Source organism: Neobacillus sp. D3-1R (genome assembly GCF_052180215.1).
Lineage (GTDB): Bacteria > Bacillota > Bacilli > Bacillales > Cytobacillaceae > Pseudoneobacillus.
The window spans coordinates 3297922-3321390 of record NZ_CP197471.1 but is presented as its reverse complement, the minus strand read 5'-3'; the positions used below and the strand labels follow the sequence as shown (position 1 = coordinate 3321390).

Sequence of the window (23469 nt, the reverse complement as noted above, 5' to 3'; positions counted from 1 at the left end):
ATGGCTTTTTTTGTATATAAATTTTTTTTGAAAAGGGGATGTGGAATGGAAAAGAAGTTGGTTTTAATTGATGGAAATAGTATCGCCTACCGTGCTTTCTTTGCTTTGCCATTATTAAACAATGACAAAGGTGTACATACAAATGCAATCTATGGTTTTACGATGATGCTAATGAAGATTTTAGAAGATGAAAAACCTTCCCATTTATTAGTTGCATTTGATGCTGGCAAGACTACTTTTAGACATAAGACTTTTACAGAATATAAAGGTGGTAGACAAAAAACGCCACCAGAACTTTCAGAACAATTCCCTTTTATTCGTGATTTGTTAGATGCATTTAGCATTTCTCGTTATGAATTAGAGAACTATGAAGCGGATGATATTATTGGCACACTTTCCAAGGAAGCAGAAGAAGAAGGATTTAAAGTGAAAGTAATATCAGGTGATAAAGATTTAACTCAGCTTGCCTCTGAAAAAACAACGGTTTGTATTACTAGAAAAGGGATTACGGATATTGAAGAATATACTCCGGATCATATAAAAGAGAAATATGGACTAATTCCTGACCAAATCATCGATATGAAAGGATTAATGGGAGATGCGTCAGATAATATTCCTGGAGTACCAGGTGTAGGGGAAAAAACGGCTATTAAATTATTAAAGGAATTCACTACTCTTGAAGAGTTACTTTCTTCCATTGACCATGTAAATGGAGCAAAATTAAAGGAAAAGCTTTCGGAATTTAAAGAGCAAGCCATCATGAGTAAACAACTTGCCACCATCACAAGAGAAGCACCCGTCCAAGTAGCTTTACCTGAGATTGAATATAGTGGTTATAGTAATGAAAAAGTAGCAGGGATTTTTAAGGAGCTTGGATTTAATTCTTTATTAGAAAAAATCGGACCGATTGAATCAGAACAACAGGTTGAATTAGAAAAAATCGATTATGAAATCGTAACTGAATTAAATGATGAGATTTTGACAAAAGCAGCTTTCTTATATGTTGAGATTTTAGAGGAGAATTATCATACTGCACCGATTTTAGGAATGGCCATTGTCAATCAAAATGGAAGCTATTTCATAGAGACGGAGAATGCCATAAGGTCACCTCTGTTTAAGAATTGGGCAGAGGATGAGTCCATATTTAAGATAGTCTACGATGCTAAAAGAACAGAGGTATCCTTATATAGGCATGGAATTCATCTTAAAGGAATTCAGTTTGATTTACTAATAGCTTCATACTTATTGGACCCATCAGAAAATATAGATGATATTTCATCTATTGCCAAAAAATATAAAAAAGCATTTGTTCAATCAAATGAGGATTTTTATGGAAAAGGAGCAAAAAGAAGTGTTCCGGGACTTAAAGACCTCTCAGAGCATATTGTTCGTAAAGCGATTGTTTTAGAAGAGTTGAAAGACACACTAGAGAGTGAGCTAAGACAAAATCAACAAGATGAGTTATTTTATGATTTAGAACTTCCACTTTCCCTTATCTTGGCTGACATGGAAGCAACAGGAGTTAAAATAGACATTGATCGACTTAAAAAAATGTATGAAGAAATTGCAGAGAAATTATTAGAACTTGAAACAAAAATTTATCAACTTGCTGGTGAATGTTTTAATATTAATTCACCTAAACAGCTTGGCGTTATCCTGTTTGAAAAACTAGGATTACCGTCTATGAAAAAAACAAAAACGGGTTATTCTACTTCAGCAGACGTTCTCGAAAAATTAGCTGAAGATCATGAAATTATTCGTGAGATATTGAATTACCGACAATTAGGTAAATTACAATCAACTTATATTGAAGGACTTCTAAAAGTTGTTCATCCAACAACCAATAAAGTTCATACTCGTTTTAATCAAGTTTTAACAGCTACTGGGAGACTTAGTTCCATTGACCCGAATCTTCAAAACATTCCAATCCGATTGGAGGAAGGACGTAAAATTCGTCAAGCTTTTATCCCTTCAGAAAAAGATTGGGTGATGTTTGCAGCGGACTATTCACAAATTGAGTTAAGAGTTTTGGCTCATATTGCCGGAGATGAAAAACTCATCCAAGCATTTAAAGATGACTTAGATATTCATACGAAAACCGCGATGGAAGTTTTCCATGTTAAGGCAGACGAAGTAACATCCAATATGCGTCGACATGCAAAGGCTGTTAACTTTGGGATAGTATATGGAATAAGTGACTATGGTTTGTCACAAAGCTTAGGGATCACACGAAAGGAAGCGGGTCAATTTATTGAACGTTATCTAGAAAGCTATCCTGGGGTAAAGGATTATATGGCAGACATTGTCAAAGTGGCAAAACAACAAGGATATGTGTCCACGCTACTACAAAGACGAAGATATATTCCAGAAATTATCAGTCGTAATTTCAATATTAGAAGCTTTGCAGAACGAACTGCTATGAATACTCCTATTCAGGGAAGTGCAGCCGATATTATAAAGAAAGCCATGATTGATATGGCAGATCGATTAAGTGCTGAAAATCTAAAGGCGAAACTTTTATTACAAGTACATGACGAATTAATTTTTGAGGCTCCAAAAGAAGAAATAGAAAGGCTAAAACAAATCGTTCCTGAAGTAATGGAGAATGCAGTAGAATTGGCTGTTCCACTAAAAGTGGACTATTCATATGGACCAACATGGTTTGATGCAAAATAGTTATATATATAATTAAAAAAGGGAGATGACATCTTATGCCAGAGCTTCCTGAAGTTGAAACTGTTAGAAAAACATTAAAAAATCTAGTTTTAAATAAAACGATAAAAGAAGTAACAGTAAATTGGTCAAAGATGATTAAAAGCCCTTCCGAAGTCATTCAATTTACAGATGCTTTAAAGGGACAAACCATAAAAGATGTTTCTCGGCGAGGAAAGTTTATCATTTTTTACACAGATGAGTTTGCACTAGTATCACACTTAAGGATGGAAGGGAAATATGCGGTCTATCCTCATGAAGAACCAATTGATAAACATACCCATGTTATTTTTCATTTCACGGACGGAACCGAATTAAGATATAAGGATGTACGGAAATTTGGAACGATGCACTTATTTACGAAAGGTACAGAATTCAGTGTCGCACCTCTAAATGAACTAGGACCAGAACCGTTTTCACCAGAATTTACACTTAAACACTTAAGTGAAAGGTTGAAAAAGACGAACCGAAAAGTGAAGCCAGCACTGTTAGATCAAAAAATTGTCGTAGGACTCGGAAATATCTATGTAGACGAGGCGCTATTTCGTTCGCGAATTCACCCTGAAACAATCGCTCAAAACTTAACTCCTGCACAATTAGAAGTTTTGCATAAGGAAATTATTCAAACACTTTCGGAGGCTGTAAAAAAAGGTGGAAGTACCATACGCTCCTATGTGAATTCACAAGGGGAGATTGGTATGTTTCAGCTTGAACTTTTCGTTTATGGTCGTAAAGGGGAAGAATGTAAAAACTGTGGACATCCATTAGAAAAAACGGTTGTAGGTGGCAGAGGTACCCATTTTTGTCCAAAGTGCCAACGATTGGATTAACGTTACAATAACATTTAAAAGGCTTCTTACATATACTGTCGTAGCATTTGACAGGAAGGAGCCTTTTCTAATGGCACAATTTATATCACTACTTGTTCTTGCTTTCGCAGTTAGTCTCGATAGTTTTAGTGTTGGATTCACTTATGGTTTGCGTAAGATGCAAATACCTCTAAAATCTATTTTCATTATTGCTACATGTTCAGCTGTCTCCCTTTTGGTTGCTGCAGGACTAGGCCATTTCCTAGCGAGGATATTATCACCTGAGATAACAGATCAATTGGGTGGGCTCATTTTAATTGGTCTAGGGGCATGGGTGCTTTTTCAATTTTTCAGACCCGAAAAAAATAAAGAGCTTGTTACAATTGAAAAAACCATAGTTAATTTTGAAATTAAATCACTTGGAATTGTGATTAATATTTTGAGAAAACCAATGTCTGCCGATTTTGACTTGTCAGGAACCATTACTGGAATTGAAGCACTTATGTTAGGGGTAGCTTTATCCTTAGATGCATTTGGAGCTGGAATTGGGGCTGCAATGCTTGGCTTTTCTCCGATTGCATTAGCGATTGTAGTTGCCGTTATGAGCTCAGTATTTGTTTGGATGGGAATTAAAAGTGGTACATTTTTTTCCAAAAGTGATTGGGTTCAAAAGTTTACTTTTATTCCTGGTATCCTATTAATCATCATTGGCGTTTGGAAATTTTAAATATGAAAGGGTTTAAGTATGGCATTAATCATAGGTTTAACTGGTGGGATTGCAAGTGGTAAAAGTACCGTATCCCAAATGCTGCGGGATATGGACATTCCCATTGTCGATGCAGATATTGCAGCACGCAAAGTGGTAGAAAAAGGGGAAACAGCCTATCAGAAGATCATTGAAGCTTTCGGTGCAGATATATTAACGGAAGATGGAGATATCAATCGGGTAAAATTAGGATCTATTGTGTTTCATGATGAAGAGAAAAGATTACAACTAAATGCTATAGTTCACCCAGCTGTAAGGGAGAATATGAATCAGGAAAAGGATAATTACATTGCTGCTGGTCACACTGTAATCGTTCTAGATATTCCACTTCTGTTTGAAAGTAAGTTAACTCACATGGTTGACCGAACATTACTCGTTTATGTGGATGAAGCAACTCAACTTCAGAGACTCATGTCTCGTAATCCATTATCCGAGCAAGAAGCATTAGCTCGTATTCATTCCCAAATGCCGCTAAAGAATAAAGTAAACCTAGCGGATGAAGTGATTAACAACAATGGAACATTGGAAGTAACAAAAGAACAACTGCTCCATGTATTAAGAAAATGGCAGGTCATCTAATGGCTTAAGGGCAACCTTAAGTCGTTTTTTTGTCTGAAAATGAAATTTTGTTTATTCTGAAAAGTACAACTTTTATTTTTTGCATTTTTACTATCACAATAATTGGCAAATATGTTATACTAATTATAACAATACAGATATAAAGTATAACATTATTGTGAGAGGGGACACATAATGAAACCAAGAATAGCAATTAACGGCTTCGGAAGAATCGGCAGAATGGTATTTAGAAAAGCAATTTTAGAAGATAATCTTGAAATTGTTGCGATAAATGCAAGTTATCCAGCGGAGACACTTGCTCATTTGATAAAGTATGACACAAATCATGGTCAATTTGAAGGGGAAGTTATTCCTCTTGATGATTCAATTGAAGTAAATGGAAAAAGAGTGCAACTATTAAGCAACCGTGATCCTAAACTTTTACCTTGGAAAGAGCTTAATATCGACATCGTTATTGAAGCAACAGGAAAATTTAACTCAAAAGATAAAGCAATAGGTCATATTGAAGCAGGCGCTAAAAAGGTTATTTTAACCGCTCCAGGGAAAAATGAAGATATCACTATTGTGATGGGAGTAAATGAAGAAGTATTTGATGTGAATAATCATCAAATTATTTCAAACGCTTCCTGTACAACGAATTGTTTAGCACCGGTAGCTAAAGTACTTAATGATAAATTTGGTATTATAAATGGTTTAATGACAACTGTTCATGCCTATACAAATGATCAAAATAATATTGATAATCCACACAAGGATTTAAGAAGAGCTCGCGGATGTGCACAATCTATTATTCCAACAACTACTGGTGCAGCCAAAGCATTATCATTGGTATTACCTGAGTTAAAGGGTAAATTACATGGAATGGCTTTACGTGTACCTACGCCAAATGTTTCATTGGTTGATTTAGTAGTAGATTTAGAAAAAGATGTCACCATTGATGATGTAAATGATGCCTTTATTGAAGCTTCGTATGGAGAATTAAAAGGTATATTAGGATTCACTACTGAACCATTAGTATCAGTTGATTTTAATACAAATGATCATTCAGCTATCATTGATGGTCTATCTACAATGGTCATCGGGTCCAATAAAGTAAAGGTTTTAGCATGGTATGACAATGAATGGGGATATTCTTCTAGAGTAGTAGATTTAGTAAAATATGTAGCAGAAGCAATGGTCAATCAAGCAGTTTCTGTAAAGGTAGGATAATAGGAAAAGCTTGCTGGAAATCAGCAGGCTTTTTTATTATTTTGAAAAGATTTTCTGTGTTGGAAAATGGGGAAATACGTGTGTAGATGGGTGTACGTACATTTTGTTATTATTATTAAAAAATTTTAATTTCATGTGTTGCAAAAATAATATAAACAAAGTATACTAGTCATCGTGAACTTCTTCTTAAGGTAATAGGTAGCTACTTAAAGGGTTAGGACCTCTTTGGACTAACTTTCCCCCGTGGTAGTTAAGTTTACCAGTTTTTAAAGAATTCATGATAACCAGGTTAAGGGGGAAGTAAAAAATGGAAACAATGGGTCGTCACGTAATCTCTGAATTATGGGGATGCGATTTTGAAAAATTAAATGATATGGAACTAATTGAAAGAATCTTTGTTGATGCTGCATTAAAATCTGGAGCAGAAGTTCGTGAGGTTGCTTTTCATAAATTTGCACCTCAAGGCGTGAGTGGAGTAGTTATAATTTCTGAATCACACTTAACTATTCATAGTTTCCCAGAGCATGGATATGCTAGTATTGATGTTTATACTTGTGGAGACTTAAATCCAAATATTGCAGCTGATTATATCGCGGAAGCTTTAAACGCTCAAACTCGTGAGAATATTGAAATTCCTCGTGGAATGGGTCCGGTTCACATGAAGCAAGCCCAAGCAAAAGTTTTATAATTTTTTTGAATTGATACTTAACGAGAGGTGTATAATATACACCTCTTTTTTTATACTTATTACTGTTATTGGAGGGAAACCAAAATGTTCGGCTCTATTTTATCTCGGTATGAAAAACAATGTGAAACAACAGAAAATCACAAGGACGAGCATTTAAAAACACATTATTATAAAGGTAGTTTTAAGCAAATATTTGAATTGGTTAAAAAGCTTATATTTGAAGATCAAATGTTACATCTGGAAAATATTTCACAGGAGCATGGTGAATTTTCTGTTAAAATAAAAAGGGGTAAAACTTATTTTCTCATTATTACTGTGGTAGCAGTTCGACCATATGAAGTGGCTGTTGATCTACATATTTCAACTGAGTCTTTTTCATTATTTGGATCATATCCTCAATTAAAAAATGAAATCGATTTATTTTATCAAAAACTGAATAAACAAGCCTCCATGATTGGAACAGGAAGAGGTAATTAGTCAGTTAAGAAGCTTGTCTTCATAAAGTGTTTTTTATAAGATAGTAATAGAGAGAATTCAACCAACAAGAGAATTCTATTGGAGCTGATTTATATGAAATGTCCTTCATGTCAACATAACGGTACACGTGTACTAGATTCTCGCCCAGTAGATGAAAGTAGAGCCATACGTCGTAGACGGGAATGTGAGTTATGTAATTTTCGATTTACTACGTTTGAAAAGGTGGAGGAAATCCCACTAATCGTAGTAAAAAAAGAAGGAACTCGCGAGGAATTTAGTACAGAGAAAATTTTAAGAGGTCTCATCAAAGCATGTGAAAAACGACCAGTTGCACTAAAACAACTAGAAGAAATCGTACATGAAGTGGAAAAGGAACTTCGAAGTGCAGGAATTTCCGAAATTAATAGTGAATCCATTGGTGAAATGGTAATGGACCGATTAGCTAAAATAGATGAGGTTGCCTATGTACGTTTTGCCTCTGTTTACCGGCAATTTAAGGATATTAACGTATTTATAGATGAATTAAAAGAATTGATTAAAAGAGAAAAATCCAAATAGAGCTAAAGATTGTTCTTTGGCTCTTTTTTACTTAGTATTTTAAATTGAACAAAATTGGTGTAATCCAGCTCCAACGCCTAGCCCCTCGAGGTCAAATAACCTCTAATAAAAGAAGTCAAAAAGCAGACTTCTTTTATTAGAGAACATTTGCTTGTCGGGGCTGAGCAAGGCGTTTACGCTTTTTATGTTTATGCAAAGGAATGAATCCACATGGCTCAGCATTGGCAGGAGCTCCTCCCTATTGATCGATATGTTGTATCTTCAGATGGAATGCTCCATTTTTATGACCAGAAAATCCTTACTTTTTTATACCAACCATTAATTGGCTCAACTGCTTTTAGTCTTTATATGACATTATGGACGGAGCTTGAGGAAAATCGACTGTGGTCAGAGCGGACGACCCATCATAGTTTAATGAATTATTTAGATACAAATTTAAAGGAAATCTTTCAGGCTAGGCAAAAGCTCGAGGGAATCGGGCTTTTAAAAACATATGTCAAACTAGAAGATGATGAACGTTCCTTTATTTATGAATTAAAACCACCATTAAATCCAGAACGGTTTTTTTTGGATGGAATGTTAAACATTTATTTATATCAAAAAGTTGGTAAAAAACAATTCGCTCGTTTAAAACGTTTTTTTAGTGATCACCAATTGTCCTCAATTGATGAATACAAAGACATTACCAAATCTTTTCAGGACGTTTATTCCTCTGCTTCTCCTGAATCATTTCAGTTTCACCAAGAATCATCTCAAGATCTACAATTGGGGGCAGAGGAAACGTTCGTTGGCCGTCATGATTCAAAAGCGATACAAATCCACCTTGATAGCTTTAATTTTGATTTATTATTAGCTGGGTTAAAGGATTCGTTTATTTCACCAAAAATGTTAACGCAAAAGGTAAAAGAGGCCATTGCCAATTTAGCTTTTCTGTATAATATCGATGTACTTCAAATGCAAGCAATTGTGTTAAGTGCATTAGAAGATGAGGATATAAATATTGAGGAGCTAAGGAAAGCGGCAAGAGATTGGTATCAGTTCCAGCATCAAGATAAGCTCCCTGCATTGGTTGATCGAACTCAGCCTGAGTTGTTAAAGGTCCAAACGACTGAACCGAATTCTAAGGAAGAAAAAATAAAAAGATATTTTGAAACGGTATCTCCAAGACAATTTTTGATGGATATCTCTGGTGGAGTTGAACCAAGCAAATCTGATTTGCAAATTGTCGAGGACATCATGTTTCATCAGCAGTTAACACCAGCTGTTGTGAATGTCCTTATTCATTATGTTTTAATCAAAACAGATATGAAGTTAACCAAAGGATATGTTGAAAAGATTGCTAGCCACTGGGCCCGCAAAGGGGTTAAGACCGTTGAGGATGCGATGGACCTTGCTCTAAAGGAAAATCGTCAGTATCTTGAATGGGCAAATGGAAAGAAAACGAGAAAAAGTCAAAATGATAAAAAACCTATCCGAACAGAGTTTATTCCTGATTGGTTTAATGAAGAAGAATCAAGCGCACCTAAAGCAGAAATAAATAAAGATGTTGCAGAAAAGAAGCGTGCCTTAGAAGAAAGATTAAAGAAATATAAAAAGTAAGGGAGGGGGATAGTAGATGGAAAGAATCAATCATACATTAAAAAGACTTTCGTTAAACGAAAACTTTCAAAAGAGATATGAACAGATGAAGCAAGAGATTCTTAAGGACACTCATATAAAGTCATTTATAAGTAAAAACAAGGAACACTTGTCTAATGAATTTGTTGAAAAAAATTTAATGAAGTTATTTGAGTATTCATCTCAAAGTAAAGAATGTGAGAAATGTGCTAATCTTGAATCCTGTGTGAATATGATGAAGGGCTATAAGCCTGAACTGGTGTTGAATAGACAAGCAATTGACATAGAGTATCACCGTTGTCCTCGAAAAGTATTACATGACGAACGCCAGAAAAATGAAAAACTAATCCAAAGCTTATATGTTCCTAAGGATATTCTAAAGGCATCCTTTGCCGACATTCATCTTGATGAATCCACCCCTCTAAGGATTGACGCTGTGGATAAGGCAACTTCATTTGTAGAAAGATACCCTACTGGTCAAAATGTAAAAGGATTATTCTTTTTTGGGAAATTTGGTGTTGGTAAATCATATTTGCTTGGAGCCATAGCCAATGAATTAGCGGAGAAAGGCATCTCCTCTATGATTGTTTATTTTCCAGAGCTAGTTAGGGAATTTAAAGCTTCGATCGGTGACCACACGTTAAACCAAAAAATAGAAGCAATAAAGAAGGAACCTATCTTAATGCTGGATGATATTGGGGCAGAAACCATGTCAAGCTGGTTAAGAGATGAAGTGTTAGGTCCTATCCTTCAGTTCCGTATGCTGGAAAGCCTACCGACCTTTTTTACATCCAATTTTAATTATGAAGGTTTAGAACATCATCTTACCTATAGCCAACGTGGGGAGGAAGAAAAAATAAAAGCTAGAAGGTTAATGGAACGTATACGTTATTTAACAGAACCTGTTGAAGTGGATGGTCCTAATCGACGTATCTAAAAGCAGTTAGCATACAGCTAACTGCCTTTTTTTTTAGGATAAGATTTCCTCATTGCTACTTCTAATTTAAACAAGCCCCCCATATACATTAAAAAGAAAACATTTTTATGTACCGATTATTTTAAATGTATTTTCCTACAAAAATGATATGGATTATTCCTAAATATAAAATCGGCTGGTGTAATAGGGGGGATTTGGTTGGTAGAAATCATCTTCCAAAATAAAGAGGATGCAAGAAAACTATATTCCAAATTAGAAAAGCAAACAGAGCTAAGTGATAAGGTATTTTTATTTGAAGAAAAGCAAGCAATCAAAATAAATGTTCATTTACTAGAGGAACCCATTCAAAATAATGTTATTGACATATTTTATGAATTTATTTTAATTACAAAACGTGATGATTGGTTCCGCAAAATTTTAGCGGAGCAATTTTATTATGATGATGTAGATGAACAACAAGCAATCCTTGATATCATTTATTCGATTATTGACGGTGAAAATAAAGAACTAGCCGAACTAATTGTAGATGGTCAAGAAAAGAAGCTGTTGAAAATGGCCGTGATGGACCTGCTTCAAGATACGAATATCGCTTTTTCTTTTGAAGCATTTGTGAAGTTTCGTTTACGAGAATTTTTGGAGAAACTATTAAAATATGTGGAATTATCTATTGATGAATATAAAATGGAACAAGAATATCAAATGTTTATTCATACCTTAAGAGAGTTTCTTAATAAACGCCATGAAAAGGTCAAATATTTACATTTAGTGTACGATGAAGAACCAACTTTCTTTAATGATGAATTTGAAGAAATAAAAAGAGCAGAATTAACAAAAATGATCGATCGAAAATTACTCTCCAATCATCCTGTTTATGTTGATTCTGTCACGATTGCCCCACTATTATCGATTGCTCCAAGGACGATTTATTTATACGCCAAGAATCCAGATGACCCTTTAGTACGAACCATTAGAAATATTTTTGAAGAAAGGGTTATACTAAAATCGATTGAACAATTTTATGAGGCACAAATAGTGGATATGAAGAAGGTTAGCGAAAATTGGTGAAAAGCACACTTGATTTTCTAATCATTACAAACTATAATACTGTACATATTAATGATAATAGTAAAAAGTAATGATAAGGACATGGGTGTTCTACCAATCAGTTTTTTAGAGAGGGAAGTCCAGGCTGAAAACTTCCTAACTTGATCAGAATACTTACCACCTTTAAACTTCAACCTTGAACGAAATAGTAGGGGTTGACGGCAAAAACCGTTATCGATACAAAGTCATGACTTTTAGTTTAAGTTGTGAAAATTTGGGTGGAACCACGTGTTTATTAAACTCGTCCCTTTTCCTAGGGACGGGTTTTTTTATTTTATTTGACGCATAGCGCAATTTTAAAGGAGGAAGTAGTAACATGAGTGAGCTTGTAAAAGTTTCGTTTCCAGATGGTGCTGTTAAGGAGTTTCCTATGGGAACGACAACAGAAGATATAGCAGCATCCATTAGTTCAGGTCTAAAAAAGAAAGCCATCGCCGCTAAATTAAATGGTCAAATGTATGATCTTCGTCGTCCGATTATGGAAGATGGTGCGATTGAAATTATTACTCAAGATCAACCAGAGGCTATAGAGGTTTTACGTCATAGTTCTGCACACTTAATGGCACAAGCATTAAAACGTTTGTATCCTAAAGTAAAGCTTGGGGTTGGGCCGGTTATTGAAGGTGGATTTTATTATGATGTAGATGTTGAGGAATCTATTACACCGGAAGATTTACCGAAAATTGAAAAGGAAATGTCTAAAATTATTAATGAGAATTTAGATATTATCCGTAAAGAAGTTTCTAGAGACGAAGCTGTACAGCTTTTTAAAGAAATGGATGATGAGTATAAATTAGAATTAATTGAAGCCATTCCTGCTAATGAGACGGTTACGGTTTATCAACAAGGTGAATTTCTTGACCTTTGCCGTGGAGTCCATGTCCCTTCAACAGGGAAATTAAAGGAATTCAAGCTACTAAGTATTGCAGGTGCATACTGGCGCGGTAATAGCGACAATAAAATGCTTCAACGTATTTATGGAACTGCCTTCTTTAAGAAAGAGGATTTAGCAGAACACCTACGTTTATTGGAAGAAGCTAAGGAACGTGACCATCGTAAAATTGGTAAAGAATTAAACTTATTTACTAATAATCAATTAGTTGGACAAGGTCTACCTGTATGGCTGCCTAAAGGTGCAACCATTAGACGTACAATTGAACGATATATTGTTGATAAAGAAGTTCGTCTTGGATATGACCATGTATACACTCCAATCATGGGTAGTGTGGATCTTTATAAAACTTCTGGGCACTGGGCTCACTATCAAGAAGATATGTTCCCTGTAATGGAAATGGATAATGAACAGCTTGTTCTACGTCCAATGAACTGTCCGCACCATATGATGGTTTACAAGAATGCCCCGCATAGTTATCGTGAGCTGCCAATTCGTATTGCTGAGCTTGGAACGATGCATCGTTATGAAATGTCAGGAGCTTTATCAGGGTTACAGCGCGTTCGTGGTATGACTTTAAATGATGCACACATCTTTGTTCGTCCTGATCAAATTAAAGATGAATTTAAACGTGTTGTGAATTTAGTGTTAGAAGTGTATAAGGACTTTAACATTAACGATTATTCCTTCCGATTATCATACCGTGATCCTCAAGATACAGAAAAATATTTTGACGATGATGAAATGTGGAATAAGGCTCAATCCATGCTGAAAGAAGCGATGGATGAGATCGGTGTTAACTATTTTGAGGCTGAAGGCGAAGCGGCTTTCTACGGTCCAAAGCTTGATGTTCAAGTAAAAACAGCCCTTGGTAAAGAAGAAACATTATCAACCGTTCAATTAGATTTCTTATTACCAGAACGCTTTGATCTAAGCTATATCGGTGAGGATGGAAAACAGCATCGTCCGGTTGTTATTCACCGTGGTGTCGTATCAACTATGGAACGATTTGTTGCTTATTTAATCGAAGAATACAAGGGCGCTTTCCCAGCATGGTTAGCACCTGTTCAAGTTCAAGTGATCCCTGTTTCACCAACTGTTCATGGTGACTATGCTCGTGAAGTAAAGGAATTGCTTCAATCAAAAGGATTACGTGTCGAGCTTGACCAACGTGATGAAAAAATCGGTTACAAAATCCGTGAAGCACAAATGCAAAAAATCCCTTACATGCTTGTAGTTGGGGATAAGGAAGTGGAAAATAAAGCTGTTAATGTTCGTAAATATGGAGAACAAGATTCAGAGACCGTATCACTTTCTGATTTTGCCAATAAGCTTGTAGCTGAAGTTACACGTTAATGGATAATGTTGTTATTTAGATTTTTTTTGAAAATCTATTGCAATGTGATGTATATTTTGATAATATTTAAAACGTTGTTGCAAAACATGAATTGTTTGACATAACATCATTGCCTATGATATAGTAACTAAGGTAATTGAATACAAGCTGAAACAAGAAGAAGCACCCGCTTCTCACCTGAATTGACGCCTTTAAGCAGTTGACAGGTTCTACGAAAACAACTATTGAATTTGTTTCGTTAAGTGTGGGTGTATAATGCATCCACACTTTTTTATTGTTTTAGCGGGATGTTGATTATTCGCTGTATTCGCTTAAAAAACCTTGGAGGTGTCTAACTATTAGTAAAGACATGATGTTAAACGAGGGAATTCGCGCACGCGAAGTTCGTCTTATCGACCAAAATGGTGACCAATTGGGAATCAAGACAAAAATCGAAGCATTAGAAATTGCTGCTCGTGTAAATCTTGATGTAGTATTAGTTGCACCAAATGCTAAACCACCTGTAGCTCGTATTATGGACTATGGAAAGTTTAAATTTGAGCAACAAAAGAAAGACAAAGAAGCTCGTAAAAATCAAAAGATCATCAATATTAAAGAGGTTCGCCTTAGCCCAACAATTGATGAGCATGACTTTAATACAAAGCTTCGTAACGCTATTAAATTTTTAGAAAAAGGCGATAAAGTAAAAGCATCAATCCGTTTTAAAGGACGTGCCATTACTCATAAAGAAATTGGTCAAAAAGTATTAGACCGTTTTTCAGCTGCTTGTGCTGAAGTAGCAACTGTTGAATCACCACCAAAAATGGATGGTCGCAGTATGTTCTTAATGTTAGCACCGAAAATTGATAAGCAATAGGAGGATACCATAATGCCTAAAATGAAAACTCACCGTGGCGCTGCAAAGCGTTTCAAAAGAACAGGGTCTGGTAAATTAAAGCGTTCACACGCATATAGAAGCCATATGTTCTCAAACAAATCACAAAAGCAAAAGCGTCATTTACGTAAAGCTTCTCTAGTTTCTCGTGGTGACTACAAGCGTATTCGTTTCTTATTAGTAAACGTTAAGTAATATTGATCGATTGATTGAAATATAGGAGGGAAAACACATGCCACGTGTAAAAGGCGGTACAGTTACTCGCAGACGTCGTAAAAAAATTATCAAATTAGCTAAAGGTTATTACGGTTCAAAACATACATTATACAAAGTTGCTAACCAACAAGTTATGAAATCTTTAATGTATGCTTTCCGTGACCGTCGCCAAAAGAAGCGCGACTTCCGTAAGCTTTGGGTTACTCGTATCAATGCTGCAGCTCGTATGAACGGTCTTTCTTACAGCCGTTTAATGCACGGTTTAAAGCTTGCTGGTATCGAAGTAAACCGCAAAATGCTTGCTGAATTAGCAATTAGCGACGCTAACGCATTTGCTGAATTAGCAAACGCTGCAAAAGCTCAATTCAATAAATAATTTTTATTGACCATAGCCATTCTCGGTTTCCGAGGGTGGCTTTTTGATTATTTTTATAGAGGAGAGGAAAACTTGGTTAGTATCATTTTACTTTTGATTAACCTGTATGGTTTTATTTTAATGGGAGTCGATAAAAATAAAGCTAAAAAAGGTCAATATCGAATAAGCGAAAGGGCCTTATGGATAACAGCTATTTGTTTTGGAGCCGTTGGTACAACAATTGGGATGAACATTTTTAGACATAAAACCAAACATACATCATTTCGCATTGGCTTTCCACTGCTTGCAGTGATTGAAATTGTTCTTTTTGCCTTATATTTAAAATAATTGTCATAATATCTTGTCTGATTTTATAGACTTTACAAGTACCTCCTTAAGTCAGTCAGAGAAGGTGAAAAAATGAATGAGCAACTATCCATGGTGTTTATACTAGTAGAATCTGTTGGCATTCTTGCACCGTTAGTCTTTATTTTATTTCATTTATTGAGGCAATTCTTATTTATTCCTGTGGCAGTGGTCTGTATAGCTGGGGGAGTATTGTTTGGTACTGCATTAGGTACGGTTTATTCTTTAATCGGTTTAATGTTAGTTAGCATTCTATTTTATTTTATCGTTCAAAAAATGCCAAAAACGTATGACAAACTGTCAAAAATAAAAGAGAAATGGTTTGGACCATATAGGAATTTAACCGTTGGCCAAATTGCCGTGCTAAGACTGATACCATTTATCCATTTTCATTTAATGAATTTTTGTCTTTTGCAGAGGAAGAAGGGTTTTAAACAATATGTTTGGGGTTCCTTCTATTCCAATCTTCCATTAGCCTTTTTTTATACGATCTTTGGGCAGTTTATTAGCCGCTTCACTCCATCGATGATTCTAGTTATATTATTTGCTTTGTCTATGCTTGTTTATTTATTAAGGGAAAAGATGGCGGTTATAAAATGGAAGGAATTTTTTAAGGAAAGTACATCAGTTTAAAAACGATCTCAATTATAAAAGGTGCCCACTTTTTCAAAAGCGGGCACCTTTTATAATTGGTAAGAAAGGATAACTTTTTGTGACTTCGAAAATTGTCTAGCTCCAGCCCCTATCTGTTTTACTGATTTAAAAGTTCCTTGATGGGGCTTTTCCAATCGATTTTTGCATTGGGATAGTTCATTCGGATGTTTTCTTCTATGAAAAGAAAGTCATTCTTCCCTAAACCTTTTAAACTTGCTATATTTTTTGGCCAAATAAAGATGGAAACCACTTCAAATGCTTCATCGGTTGTGCCAAGATACTTTTCCCCTTCAAAAAGAACTCCCTTATATGTGAGAAGAAAATTTTTACGGACATTATTCGGATCATCGTAAAGAAAATAACGTTTTTGTTCATGAGCTAATTCAAGTTTTCGTTTAGGATTAAAAATATATTTGATAAGGTAGTAAATGAGGAACAATATAAGCGCTAATAATAGCATCCGAAGTAACCACATAAAACCGTCCTCCAATAGTCGTCTTTTTCTTGATTTACGTTTCAGTACAAAAAAGGTTTCAAAGTTTGATATAATTTTTTTGAAGAAAGGATGGTTACCAATGAATTTTGAAAAACTTTTCTCTATGCAAAAAGAATTGGATTCTCATATTGAAACGAATCACGATATACAAAATGAAAATCTATTTGAGAAAAAAGTGTTAGCGCTTCTTGTTGAATTCGGAGAGCTGGCCAACGAAACCCGTTGTTTTAAGTTTTGGAGTTTAAAACCACCAGCACCAAGAGAAAAAATAGGTGAGGAGTATGTAGATGGCTTGCATTTTATTTTATCGCTTGGATTAGAAAAAGGGTTTGAGAAGAAAGAAATTCACATTAGCTCTTCTGGAAAAAAAGAGCTAACAGAACAATTTTTAGAAATATATAGTCTGGTAAATAAATTTAGAAATAATGCCACATTCGAAAACTACGAACAACTTTTTAATGAGTTTTTATTATTGGGAGAGTTTTTAGGTTTCGGCCGCCAAGAAATTGAACAAGCATATATTCTTAAAAATGAAGTAAATTATCAAAGACAAGAGAAGGGTTATTAGCAGAAAATTTGTACATTTCTCTATTCGTTTGTATAATGGAAAAATAGAATACATAAAAAAGGGAGCCTATATCATGACAAAATTAGATGAAACATTGCAAATGTTAAAGGATTTAACGGACGCGAAGGGGATTCCTGGTAATGAAAGAGAACCTCGCGAAGTAATGAAGAAATACATAGAGCCTTTTGCTGATGAAGTTACAACCGATAATCTAGGCAGCTTAATTGCAAAGAAAGTGGGCAAAGTAGGCGGTCCTAAAATTATGATTGCTGGCCACTTAGATGAAGTAGGTTTCATGATTACAAGTATTGATGATAAAGGTTTCCTAAAATTCCAGACCGTTGGCGGATGGTGGTCACAAGTTATGCTGGCTCAACGTGTGACAATCGTGACAAAAAATGGTGATGTGACAGGGGTAATTGGATCGAAGCCGCCGCATATCTTAACTGCAGAAGCAAGAAAGAAGCCAGTTGAAATCAAGGATATGTTTATTGATATTGGTGCATCTAGTCGTGAAGAAGTAATGGAGTGGGGAGTTCGTCCTGGCGACATGGTTGTTCCATACTTTGAGTTTACTGTCATGAACAATGAAAAAATGCTTTTAGCAAAAGCGTGGGATAATCGTATTGGTTGTGCGATTGCAATTGATGTATTAAAGCAGTTAAAAGCTGAAAACCATGAAAATGAAGTTTACAGTGTAGGATGTGTACAAGAAGAGGTTGGTTTAAGAGGGGCAAGAACAGCTGCTAACTTCATCCAGCCGGATATTGGCTTCGGAGTAGACGTTGGGATTGCTGGAGATACTCCTGGAATCTCAGAAAAAGAAGCACTTAGTAAAATGGGTAAAGGTCCTCAAATCATATTATATGATGCATCCATGGTCTCTCATAAAGGACTTCGTGATTTTGTAACAGGAGTGGCGGATGAGTTAGGGATCCCGTATCAATTTGATGCTATTGCAGGCGGTGGAACGGATGCTGGCTCTATGCATCTATCTCACAAAGGTGCGCCTTCTTTAGCTATTACGATTGCAACACGTTATATTCACTCTCATGCTGCCATGCTTCACCGTGATGATTATGAAAATGCAGTTAAATTAATCGTAGAAGTGACAAAGCGTTTAAATCAAGAAGCTGTTGATAAAATTACTTACGAGTAAAAGAGTAAAACCCCGAATTGATTTTCGGGGTTTTACCTTTATTTCAGTCCAGATTCCAGGGTATCTAACATTTCTTTTCTTTCATCCTCTGAAGAATTATTCCAAATGATTTCAAAAAGTACACCTAGTCCTGGGAGCATTTTTTCTTCCCCAGTTTGGATTGCATCGACAATAGTATCTCTTAATTCATCTTGTGTATTTCCTTGTACATTGTGAACAATAGCATTACGCAGATTTAAATTCATTCTTCCCACTCCTTTCTTACTTTTCCTTCATATGATTTTCCATATTTACTTTTATTATGTATTGAAAATAGGCTATAATAGTAAAATTGATAATGGAAAGTTAAAGGAGTTATAAAAGTGAAATACATCCACTCATCTAAAAACCCCCAAGTAAAACAGTGGAAAAAATTACATACGAAAAAAGAACGAGAAAAGACAGGAACTTTTCTTGTGGAAGGCTTTCATTTAGTTGAAGAAGCATTAAAAATAGAAGATTCCGTATTAGAAATCATCCTTTCTGAAGAAGTAGAAATACCACCTAGAATGAACTACGGTTCTATCCCAGTTACGACCGTCAATAAAGAAGTATTAAAAGAACTTGCTGAAACGGAAACGACTCAAGGAATTTTTGCTGTATGTAAACAACCGGATCAGGAAATAGCCAATGGTAACAGTTTTTTACTTCTGGACGCTGTTCAAGATCCAGGAAATCTGGGGACCATCATTCGAACTGCTGATGCAGTGGGGATTGACACGGTTATCGTTGGAAATGGAAGTGTCGACATCTACAACGCTAAAGTATTACGATCTGCACAAGGTAGCCACTTTCATTTACCCATTATCAGAGGAGACTTATCCGAATGGATTCAAAAATTAAAGTCTGCTAATGTTCCGATATACGGGACAGCCTTAGAAAATGGTACTACTTATACAAAAGTTACACCATCATCCTCTTTTGCATTAATGGTAGGAAATGAAGGGAATGGGATTCAATCAGAGTTATTGAATCAAACAGACCAAAACCTTTATATACCTATTTTCGGAAAAAGCGAATCACTAAATGTGGCAGTTGCAACGGGAATTTTACTATATTATTTTAAAAATTGTTAAGAACAATTTGAATCTCCTTTCATTTTATAATATAATAATCAGCAAAACTGCATGATCGAAATACATTGACGGAGAAAAGTAGCTCGTACCCAATCATTTAGGGAGAAGATGCCTTGACTGAAAGCATCTTTATGAAATGGACAAGTGAAGTTCACCTCCTGAGTAGGCATCGGGACCACTTTTTTAAAAAGTGTAAAGATGCTCCGGCTAAGCCGTTATCTTCAATGAAGTGAATGCTTACACCATAAGCATTTATAAGGGTGGTACCGCGATATAAACCTCGTCCCTTTTAGGGATAGAGGTTTTTTTATTTGGCTATTTTTAAATCATGCAAAATTTTGATAAGAAAAATTAGGAGGAAAACAAAAATGCAAGAGCGTTTAAAGGAACTGCAAACTGAAGCAATCGGGTTAATTGATGCAGCTTCAGACCTTAAGCAATTAAATGATGTTCGTGTTGCTTATTTAGGTAAAAAAGGACCTATCACAGAAGTATTACGCGGGATGGGGAAATTATCTGAAGAAGAGCGACCAAAAATGGGAGCACTAGTGAATGAGGTACGTGAATCCATTTCAACCAAAATTGAAGAAAAGCAACGCAAGCTGGAAGCAGATGTGATTAATGCGAAGCTTGCTTCAGAGAAAATTGATGTTACGTTACCAGGAAGACCAATAAGAGAAGGAAATCATCACCCGTTAACACGTGTGATTGAAGAAATTGAAGACCTATTTATTGGTATGGGGTATACGGTTGCTGAAGGTCCTGAAGTAGAAAAAGATTACTATAATTTCGAAGCATTAAATTTACCAAAGGGTCATCCAGCAAGGGATATGCAGGATTCCTTCTATATTACCGAAGAAACACTTTTACGCACTCATACTTCTCCCATTCAGGCAAGAACGATGGAAAAAAATCAAGAAAAAGGTCCTATTAAAATTATTTGCCCAGGTAAAGTTTACCGTCGTGATAATGATGATGCGACACACTCCCATCAGTTTATGCAAATTGAAGGTTTAGTAATTGGCGAAAACATTAGCATGAGTGATTTAAAAGGCACATTAGAGGTTTTTGTAAAGAAAATGTTTGGGGAAGACCGAAAAATTCGCCTTCGTCCGAGCTTCTTCCCATTTACAGAGCCATCCGTTGAAATGGACATTTCTTGTAAAATTTGCGGCGGCAACGGATGCAGCGTATGTAAAGGAACTGGCTGGATTGAAATTTTAGGAGGCGGGATGGTTCATCCGAATGTACTTGAAATGGCTGGCTATGATTCAAAGAAATATACTGGTTTCGCCTTCGGTATGGGGCCAGAGCGGATTGCCATGTTAAAGTATGGTGTGGATGATATTCGCCACTTCTATACAAATGACGTTAGATTCTTAAAGCAATTTTCGATTCACGAGTAAAAATTAGGAGGATTAACAATGTTTGTTTCATATAAATGGCTACAAGATTATGTAGATATATCTGGTGTTACTTCTACAGAGCTTGCAAAATTAATTACCAAAAGCGGAATTGAAGTAGAAGGAGTAGAAGTACTTAACGAAGGAATCAGTGGTGTTGTGGTTGGGCATGTTTTAGAACGTGAACAACATCCAAATGCTGATAAATTAAATAAGTGTCTAGTGGATATTGGTGCAGATGAGCCAGTTCAAATCATTTGCGGAGCAAAAAATGTCGCTCAAGGGCAAAAGGTTGCAGTTGCAACTGTAGGTGCTGTATTACCTGGGAATTTTAAAATAAAACGTGCTAAGCTGCGCGGAGAAGAATCCAACGGAATGATTTGTTCCTTACAAGAACTAGGTATTGAAGGGAAATTAACTCCAAAGGAATTTTCTGAAGGAATTTATGTTTTTCCAAATGATGCGGAAGTTGGAAGTGACGCGATTGCTCTATTAAATCGTGATGACCAGGTTCTTGAACTAGGATTAACTCCAAACCGTTCAGATTGTTTAAGTATGTTAGGCGTTGCTTATGAAGTAGCCGCTATTCTTGGTAGAGAGGTTAAGCTTCCTGAAGCAAATGTAACAACAGCGAATGAAAAAGCAGCAGATTATATTAAAATTTCTGTTGAAGCAAAAGAAGAAAACCCTTTATATGTTGGAAAAGTGATCAAAAATGTGAAAATTGGTCCTTCCCCAGTTTGGATGCAAGGCCGTTTAATTGCTGCAGGTATCCGTCCACATAACAATGTCGTTGATATTACGAATTATATTCTTTTAGAATATGGTCAACCACTTCATGCATTTGATTATGATCGCTTAGGCAGTAAAGAGATTTTAGTTCGACTTGCAAAAGAAGGGGAAGAAATTGTAACCCTTGATGATGCAAAAAGAACACTATCAAGTGATGATTTAGTTATTACAAACGGTCAAGAACCAGTTGCATTAGCTGGTGTAATGGGTGGAGCAAATTCAGAGGTTACTTCAGATACGACAACGGTATTATTAGAATCCGCTTATTTCAAAGGAACATCGATACGTAAAACCTCTAGAGTACATGGATTACGAAGTGAAGCCAGTGCAAGATATGAAAAAGGGGTAGATCCAAATCGTGTCCGAGCAGCGGCAGAACGAGCTGTTTACTTAATGGAAAAGTATGCAGGTGGGGAAGTATTAGAAGGTTCTGTGGAAGTGGATACTCTTGAAGTGAAGCCAGTAGTTGTCACAACTACTCTTAAGAAAATAAATTCAGTTATTGGGACTGATGTCGATGTAAAAACAGTGGAAGATATTTTTACAAGACTCGGCTTTGATATTAAGACAGATAATGAAACCTTCACTGTTACGGTTCCAACTCGCCGTGGAGATATTACGATCGAAGAAGATTTAGTAGAAGAGGTTGCGAGACTTTATGGTTATGACCATATCCCTTCTACTTTACCAATTGGTTCCGCTACTCCTGGTGCGTTAACACCTTATCAATTAAAACGTAGAATCACTAGACGATATCTAGAAAGCGCTGGTCTTTACCAAGCAATTACGTATTCATTAACCAGTGAGGATAAAGCGACTCAATATGCTTTAGTAAAAAAAGAACCAATTCGTTTAGCAATGCCAATGAGTGAAGAACGCAGTCAATTACGTTTAAGCATTGTACCTCAGCTTCTTGAAGCTCTTAAGTATAACAGTGCAAGACAAAATGAAAACTTAGGAATTTATGAAACTGGTGCTGTGTTCTTAGCAAACGAAAATGATGAACTTCCAGAAGAACAAGAGCATTTAGCCGTTGCCTTAACAGGACTATGGCATTCACATCTATGGCAAGGTGAGAAAAAGCCAGTGGACTTCTATGTATTAAAAGGAATATTAGAAGGATTATTTGCAAAACTGGGACTTCAAGAAAAAGTAGAATACCGTCAATTAGAAATGGAAGGTATGCATCCTGGTCGTACTGCAGAGGTTCTTTTAGATGGAAAGTATATTGGTTTCCTAGGTCAAATTCACCCACAAGTACAAAAAGAAAAAGACTTAAAAGATACTTATGTATGTGAAGTCAACTTAATCGATGTATTTGCTGCCGAAAACGAACCATTAAAATATGTATCTATTCCGAGATATCCTTCCATTACCCGCGACATCGCGTTGGTAGTTGATAAAGAAAAATCAGCTAATGAATTAAAAGAAGTAATTAAAGAAGCTGGCGGTTCTTTATTAAAAGAAGTTCATATCTTTGATTTATATGAAGGCGAACGTATGGAAGTAGGTAAAAAATCGATTGCGTTCTCATTAAAATATTTTGATCCAGAGCGTACATTAACAGACGAAGATGTAACAAAAACACATCAAAACGTCTTAAACAACCTTGAAGAAAAAACGGGAGCTGTATTAAGAGGTTAACTTTACTGTAACAACGCATTAACGCGCCGGGGGTCAGACCCCCGGCGCGTTAATGCGTTAAAGGTAATACTCTTACTTTTCACATAATTCATTTTCATGTTATGATAGGGATTAGGATTCTT

General features: G+C 35.7%; 24 protein-coding genes and 3 other annotated features. Of the genes, 22 read left to right on the top strand and 2 right to left on the bottom strand.

Translation table 11 applies throughout. The annotated features are described in order from the left end of the window. The first annotated feature begins 45 nt into the window (after positions 1 to 45). The 17 genes from polA (at position 46) to ACSBPO_RS17005 (ending at position 16149) form a co-directional block, all read left to right on the top strand. Positions 46 to 2676: a DNA polymerase I gene (polA, locus tag ACSBPO_RS17085; protein WP_442595407.1), complete on the top strand. Its 2631-nt coding sequence runs from the start codon at positions 46 to 48 to the stop codon at positions 2674 to 2676. Between the two features lie 35 nt (positions 2677 to 2711). After that, entirely contained in the window at positions 2712 to 3542 is an 831-nt protein-coding gene (gene mutM, locus ACSBPO_RS17080; protein ID WP_442595405.1) for a DNA-formamidopyrimidine glycosylase, read from the top strand. 70 nt (positions 3543 to 3612) lie between these two features. Beyond that, positions 3613 to 4248: a sporulation membrane protein YtaF gene (gene ytaF, locus ACSBPO_RS17075; RefSeq protein ID WP_442595404.1), complete on the top strand. Its 636-nt coding sequence runs from the start codon at positions 3613 to 3615 to the stop codon at positions 4246 to 4248. Positions 4249 to 4266: 18 nt separating this feature from the next. Further along, on the top strand, positions 4267 to 4866 hold the full coding sequence (gene coaE, locus ACSBPO_RS17070) for a dephospho-CoA kinase (protein WP_442595402.1): 600 nt from the start codon (positions 4267 to 4269) through the stop codon (positions 4864 to 4866). A gap of 174 nt (positions 4867 to 5040) precedes the next feature. Then, positions 5041 to 6075: a glyceraldehyde-3-phosphate dehydrogenase gene (locus ACSBPO_RS17065; protein ID WP_442595400.1), complete on the top strand. Its 1035-nt coding sequence runs from the start codon at positions 5041 to 5043 to the stop codon at positions 6073 to 6075. A gap of 307 nt (positions 6076 to 6382) precedes the next feature. Further along, positions 6383 to 6763 carry an adenosylmethionine decarboxylase gene (speD, locus tag ACSBPO_RS17060; protein WP_442595398.1) on the top strand — a complete coding sequence of 127 codons (381 nt, stop codon included), beginning with the start codon at positions 6383 to 6385 and terminating at the stop codon, positions 6761 to 6763. A gap of 84 nt (positions 6764 to 6847) precedes the next feature. Next, the gene (locus ACSBPO_RS17055) at positions 6848 to 7240 is read left to right on the top strand and encodes a hypothetical protein (RefSeq protein ID WP_442595396.1); all 393 of its coding nucleotides are present in this window, start codon (positions 6848 to 6850) and stop codon (positions 7238 to 7240) included. Between the two features lie 93 nt (positions 7241 to 7333). Beyond that, positions 7334 to 7798, top strand: a complete 465-nt coding sequence (gene nrdR, locus ACSBPO_RS17050) for a transcriptional regulator NrdR (protein WP_442595394.1) — start codon at positions 7334 to 7336, stop codon at positions 7796 to 7798. Between the two features lie 210 nt (positions 7799 to 8008). Continuing rightward, positions 8009 to 9397 (top strand): replication initiation and membrane attachment family protein, encoded by a 1389-nt coding sequence (locus ACSBPO_RS17045; protein WP_442595392.1) that lies wholly within the window; start codon positions 8009 to 8011, stop codon positions 9395 to 9397. A gap of 16 nt (positions 9398 to 9413) precedes the next feature. After that, positions 9414 to 10352, top strand: a complete 939-nt coding sequence (gene dnaI / locus ACSBPO_RS17040; RefSeq protein ID WP_442595389.1) for a primosomal protein DnaI — start codon at positions 9414 to 9416, stop codon at positions 10350 to 10352. 198 nt (positions 10353 to 10550) lie between these two features. Next, a complete protein-coding gene (locus ACSBPO_RS17035) occupies positions 10551 to 11417 on the top strand; it encodes a putative sporulation protein YtxC (protein WP_442595387.1) in 867 nt (288 codons plus the stop codon). 61 nt (positions 11418 to 11478) lie between these two features. Beyond that, positions 11479 to 11708 (top strand) — a binding site (T-box leader). Between the two features lie 64 nt (positions 11709 to 11772). Continuing rightward, the gene (gene thrS / locus ACSBPO_RS17030) at positions 11773 to 13704 is read left to right on the top strand and encodes a threonine--tRNA ligase (protein WP_442595385.1); all 1932 of its coding nucleotides are present in this window, start codon (positions 11773 to 11775) and stop codon (positions 13702 to 13704) included. 149 nt (positions 13705 to 13853) lie between these two features. Further along, positions 13854 to 13984, top strand: a sequence feature (ribosomal protein L20 leader region). A gap of 70 nt (positions 13985 to 14054) precedes the next feature. Then, positions 14055 to 14561, top strand: coding sequence for a translation initiation factor IF-3 (gene infC / locus ACSBPO_RS17025; RefSeq protein ID WP_442595383.1), 507 nt, complete (start codon positions 14055 to 14057; stop codon positions 14559 to 14561). 12 nt (positions 14562 to 14573) lie between these two features. Next, complete coding sequence (gene rpmI, locus ACSBPO_RS17020; RefSeq protein ID WP_442595381.1) at positions 14574 to 14774, top strand: 50S ribosomal protein L35; 201 nt, start codon at positions 14574 to 14576, stop codon at positions 14772 to 14774. A gap of 37 nt (positions 14775 to 14811) precedes the next feature. Beyond that, complete coding sequence (gene rplT / locus ACSBPO_RS17015; protein ID WP_442595379.1) at positions 14812 to 15171, top strand: 50S ribosomal protein L20; 360 nt, start codon at positions 14812 to 14814, stop codon at positions 15169 to 15171. A 72-nt stretch (positions 15172 to 15243) separates the two neighbouring features. Next, on the top strand, positions 15244 to 15498 hold the full coding sequence (locus ACSBPO_RS17010; RefSeq protein ID WP_442595377.1) for a DUF1294 domain-containing protein: 255 nt from the start codon (positions 15244 to 15246) through the stop codon (positions 15496 to 15498). A 72-nt stretch (positions 15499 to 15570) separates the two neighbouring features. Then, positions 15571 to 16149, top strand: a complete 579-nt coding sequence (locus ACSBPO_RS17005) for a TVP38/TMEM64 family protein (protein ID WP_442595375.1) — start codon at positions 15571 to 15573, stop codon at positions 16147 to 16149. Positions 16150 to 16267: 118 nt separating this feature from the next. Here the strand turns inward: ACSBPO_RS17005 and ACSBPO_RS17000 are convergent, their stop codons facing one another. After that, a complete protein-coding gene (locus tag ACSBPO_RS17000) occupies positions 16268 to 16645 on the bottom strand; it encodes a sigma-w pathway protein ysdB (RefSeq protein ID WP_442595374.1) in 378 nt (125 codons plus the stop codon). Between the two features lie 100 nt (positions 16646 to 16745). Here ACSBPO_RS17000 and ACSBPO_RS16995 point away from each other — a divergent pair, with 100 nt between their 5' ends. Further along, positions 16746 to 17234, top strand: coding sequence for a dUTP diphosphatase (locus ACSBPO_RS16995; protein WP_442595372.1), 489 nt, complete (start codon positions 16746 to 16748; stop codon positions 17232 to 17234). A 73-nt stretch (positions 17235 to 17307) separates the two neighbouring features. Further along, a complete protein-coding gene (locus ACSBPO_RS16990) occupies positions 17308 to 18393 on the top strand; it encodes a M42 family metallopeptidase (protein ID WP_442595370.1) in 1086 nt (361 codons plus the stop codon). Positions 18394 to 18431: 38 nt separating this feature from the next. On the opposite strand, the gene sspI is transcribed toward ACSBPO_RS16990, so the two are convergent. Beyond that, positions 18432 to 18638, bottom strand: coding sequence for a small acid-soluble spore protein SspI (gene sspI, locus ACSBPO_RS16985; RefSeq protein WP_442595368.1), 207 nt, complete (start codon positions 18636 to 18638; stop codon positions 18432 to 18434). Between the two features lie 117 nt (positions 18639 to 18755). Here sspI and ACSBPO_RS16980 point away from each other — a divergent pair, with 117 nt between their 5' ends. The 3 genes from ACSBPO_RS16980 (at position 18756) to pheT (ending at position 23347) form a co-directional block, all read left to right on the top strand. After that, positions 18756 to 19508, top strand: a complete 753-nt coding sequence (locus ACSBPO_RS16980; protein ID WP_442595366.1) for a TrmH family RNA methyltransferase — start codon at positions 18756 to 18758, stop codon at positions 19506 to 19508. A 56-nt stretch (positions 19509 to 19564) separates the two neighbouring features. Further along, positions 19565 to 19799: a binding site (T-box leader), on the top strand. Between the two features lie 77 nt (positions 19800 to 19876). Further along, on the top strand, positions 19877 to 20914 hold the full coding sequence (gene pheS, locus ACSBPO_RS16975) for a phenylalanine--tRNA ligase subunit alpha (protein WP_442595364.1): 1038 nt from the start codon (positions 19877 to 19879) through the stop codon (positions 20912 to 20914). 18 nt (positions 20915 to 20932) lie between these two features. Next, a complete protein-coding gene (gene pheT, locus ACSBPO_RS16970) occupies positions 20933 to 23347 on the top strand; it encodes a phenylalanine--tRNA ligase subunit beta (protein ID WP_442595362.1) in 2415 nt (804 codons plus the stop codon). The last annotated feature ends 122 nt before the right edge of the window (positions 23348 to 23469 follow it).